Below are 3,607 nucleotides of genomic sequence, written 5' to 3' on the forward strand. Positions count from 1 at the left end.
GGCGGCGCCCTCGTCGGCGGAGTTGCAGCTGTGTATGGTCCCCTTCTCTTAAAGAGAAGGGAACGGCGTCACGCCGAAGTCGATGCTAAGCGACAGCAAACTGACGACGCGACGGCGGCCCTTATTGAGGCCCGTGCGAAGACCCGTCTCTGGCTCGATTACCTGGTCTCCACCGTCGCTCAGGCGGCTGCTGGAGCGCCCGTGGACCGCGACGCCTTCACAGCGAAGCTGGAAAGATTGGGCGAGGATGCCGTCAACTCTTGCTACCGTCTCGAGTTCTTCAAGGACATCGACGGGTTAACCTCCTACCACCTCTATTACAGCGTGGGGCAGTCTATGCGGGCGTCTACATTTGCTATTGAGACCGCGCTGGCCAGCAACGCATTCGCTGAAGGCCGTGTTCCAAACGAGGTGTTGGACGCGCTCATGACCGCCGAGCAAACCCGTACGTGGTTTCGGCTAGTTTCAGCGCAACTGGCCGCAATGCGCCGAGCTCAACCGCAACAGTAGTGGGCGAGGAGGGCGCCCATGGAGACGGGGAAGCAGCAGAGTGAAGCTTCCCCGTGATCTTGGACACTCGGTGCTTACGCCACGAGGGCGTGTTCTTGTTCGAGACGCTGCCGGGTCTCCAGCGGGGTGAGGTAGCCCCAGCGTGGATGGCGGCGTAGGCGCTGTCGGTTGTAGAAGGTCTCGACGAAGGCGAAGATGTCCGCGCGGGCGCTGGACCGATCGGGCCAGCGGCGGATTCCTATCTCCTTCTTCAGTAGTGCGAAGAATGACTCGGCGGCGGCGTTGTCGAAGCATGAGCCGGTGCGGCCCATGCTCTGCCGCAGTCCCAACCGGCCTAGTTCACGTCGGAGTTCGTCGGAGGTGTATTCACTGCCGCGGTCCGAGTGCGCAATACATCCGGGCTTCAGCTGCCCGCGTCCGGCGGCCATCTTCAGCGCGTCCACGACCAGGCCGGCGCGGTGGTGGTCGGCCATCGAGTAGCCAACGATCTCGCGGGTTGCGAGGTCCAGCCAGGTCGCCAGATACAACCAGCCCTCGTCGGTGGCGATGTAGGTGATGTCACCGACCAGCTTCATCCCCGGCACGGTCGCGGTGAAGTCGCGGCCGATCAGGTCCGGGGCGGGCACCACCCTTTTGGCCGGACGGGTCAGGCCCTTGCGCCTGCGCCGTGTGACACCGCTGATGCCGCGTTCACGCATGACGCGCTCGATCCGTTTGCGGTTCACCCGGTGTCCGAGCCGGCGCAGCCCGGCGTGGATGCGCGGCACCCCGTAGGTGGCTTTGGAGGCAACGTGGAGCACGGTGATCTCGTGGGCCAGGGCGTCATCGGCGGCCTTCCTCGCCGAGCGCGTCTTCTCGTCGGCCAGCCACGCGTAGAAGGAGGAGCGGGCCACCTTCAGCGGCTGGCACAACAGAGCAACGTTGTGGGTGGTCTTCTCCGCCTCGATGAACGCGTACACCTCGCTCATCGATCGCTCTCCTTCGCGAAGAAGACCGCCGCTTTTCGCAGCACCTCGATCGTCTCGGCCTGCTCACGGTTCTGCCGACGCAGTCGGCGCAGCTCTTCGCGCTCGGCCGTCGTCAGCTCTCCCGGCGCCCCTTGCCCGCGGTCGATCGTGTCCTGCTTGACCCAGTTCCGCAGTCCCTCGGCGCTGACCCCGATCTCCCGGGCCACCTCGGTGACGGTCTTCCCCGAGGAGCGAACGAGCGCGACCGCGTCCCGTTTGAACCCCTCCGTGTACCGTCTGCTGCGGTTGCTCTTGCTTCCCACCTGGCACTACTTCCTCTGGAACCTCAAGTCCCAGTCTCCAGGTGTCCACGACCAAGGGGAAGGTTCACTGTGAGGTCTCAACGCTCTTGCGAGCAATGCGGTGTCGGATGCCTCGCTGGGACAGCCATTGCCGCAGGTGGCGGTAGTCGTAGCCCTTGTCGGCGTGGAGCTTGGCGGGCTTGCGCCGACGGGGTCCTCGGCGGGACCGGATCGGGGGTATGCCCTTCACGAGCGGGATCAGGGCCTGGCTGTCGTGGACGTTGGCGCCCGAGATGCCGATGGACAGGGGCAGACCGGTCCGTTCGGTGATCAGGTGGATCTTCGAGCCGAACTTGCCCCGGTCAACAGGATTCGGCCCCGTCAGGTCCCGTTACCTTTTTCGTGGCCCCGCAACGGGGCTCCCGGCCTCCGGTCCCGGCATGACTCAGGTCCCCAGTCGGTCATGATCGAAAGGGTGCTGTCACCGGGCACGGAGGCATCGGCAGACCGCTGATCAGGGGCATGGGCGCCGAACCCGCACCGGGTGCGGCAGGCTCTTCGTAACGTGGATGCCGGCACGCTGATGCCGCAGGCAGGCCGGGACGGTGCGGAGTCGGGAGACAGGGTCGTGAACGAGGACAAGACCGTCGACGTCTATCTGGGTCTGGACGTGGGCAAGGGCGAGCATCACGCGACCGCGCTGACCCCGGCCGGGAAGAAGGCCTTCGACAAGCCGCTGCCCAACACCGAGCCGAAGCTGCGCGAGTTGTTCGCCAAGCTGCAGGCCAAACACGGCACCGTGCTGGTCGTTGTCGACCAGCCGGCCTCCGTAGGGGCCCTGCCGCTGGCGGTCGCCCGCGACATGGGCTGCCAGGTCGCCTACCTGCCGGGCTTGACGATGCGCCGGATCGCCGACCTGTATCCGGGCGAGGCCAAGACCGACGCGCGGGACGCCTACGTCATCGCTGACGCCGCCCGCACGATGCCGCACACGCTCCGCGCCGTCGACCCGACTGAGGAGACCACGGCCGAGCTGCAGATGGTCGTCGGCTTCGACGACGACCTCACTGCCGAGACCACTCGCCTCAAGAACCGCCTGCGCGGTCTGCTCACCCAGATCCACCCCTCACTTGAACATGTCCTGGGTCCACACCTGGACCATCCCGCCGTCCTCGCCCTGCTGGAGCGCTTCGGCTCACCCGCGCAGATCCGCAAGGCCGGACGTCGCCGCCTGGTCGCGCTGCTGCGGCCGAAGGCGCCGCGGACGGCCGAGCGTTTGGTGGACGACATCTTCACCGCCCTCGACGAGCAGACCGTCGTCGTTCCCGGGACCGAGGCCGCGACACTGATCGTTCCCAGCCTCGCCTCCTCGCTCTCCTCCGTTCTCGGTCAGCGCAAGGCCCTGGCCACGCGGATCGAGGAACTGCTGGAGGCTCACCCTCTTTCCCAGGTCCTGACCTCCATGCCCGGCATCGGGGTCAGGACCGCAGCCCGCATCCTCATCGACGTCGGCGACGGCACTGTGTTCCCTACCGCTGGGCACCTGGCGGCCTATGCCGGCCTTGCCCCGGTCACCCGGGCCTCGGGCTCCTCCATCCGCGGTGAGCACCCCGCCCGGCGCGGCAACAGGCAACTCAAACGCGCTCTCTACCTGGCCGCGTTCGCCTCACTCAAGCAGCCGGAGTCCCGCGCTTACTACGACAAGAAACGCAGGGAAGGAAAGCACCACGTCGCAGCTGTCATCGCGCTTGCCCGACGACGGGTCGACGTCCTGTTCGCCATGCTCCGCGACGGCACCTTCTACCAAGCCCCAGTTGTCACATCAGCTTGACGAAGACCATAGGGGCA

General features: G+C 66.3%; 4 protein-coding genes and 1 pseudogene. 2 read left to right on the top strand and 3 right to left on the bottom strand.

Annotation, left to right across the window (positions count from 1 at the left end):
• Positions 1-510: hypothetical protein (locus JHAT_RS34890; protein WP_216353463.1), on the top strand; the 510-nt coding region annotated here is incomplete at its 5' end.
• Between the two features lie 74 nt (positions 511-584).
• Here the strand turns inward: JHAT_RS34890 and JHAT_RS33245 are convergent.
• From JHAT_RS33245 to JHAT_RS33255, 3 genes and pseudogenes are all read right to left on the bottom strand, one after another.
• Positions 585-1,478: an IS3 family transposase gene (locus tag JHAT_RS33245; RefSeq protein ID WP_077801998.1), complete on the bottom strand. Its 894-nt coding sequence runs from the start codon at positions 1,476-1,478 to the stop codon at positions 585-587.
• Positions 1,475-1,780 (bottom strand): transposase, encoded by a 306-nt coding sequence (locus JHAT_RS33250; RefSeq protein WP_077801999.1) that lies wholly within the window; start codon positions 1,778-1,780, stop codon positions 1,475-1,477. Before JHAT_RS33250 ends, JHAT_RS33245 begins: the two co-directional genes overlap by 4 nt.
• Positions 1,781-1,847: 67 nt before the next feature.
• Positions 1,848-2,144 (bottom strand): annotated as a pseudogene (locus tag JHAT_RS33255) (transposase); the annotation flags it as partial.
• 198 nt (positions 2,145-2,342) lie between these two features.
• Between JHAT_RS33255 and JHAT_RS33260 the strand changes: the two are divergent.
• Positions 2,343-3,590: an IS110 family transposase gene (locus JHAT_RS33260; RefSeq protein WP_253195692.1), complete on the top strand. Its 1,248-nt coding sequence runs from the start codon at positions 2,343-2,345 to the stop codon at positions 3,588-3,590.
• Positions 3,591-3,607: the final 17 nt, after the last annotated feature.

It is taken from the genome of Streptomyces sp. JHA26 (assembly GCF_002005565.1).
Classification (GTDB): Bacteria; Actinomycetota; Actinomycetes; order Streptomycetales; family Streptomycetaceae; genus Streptomyces.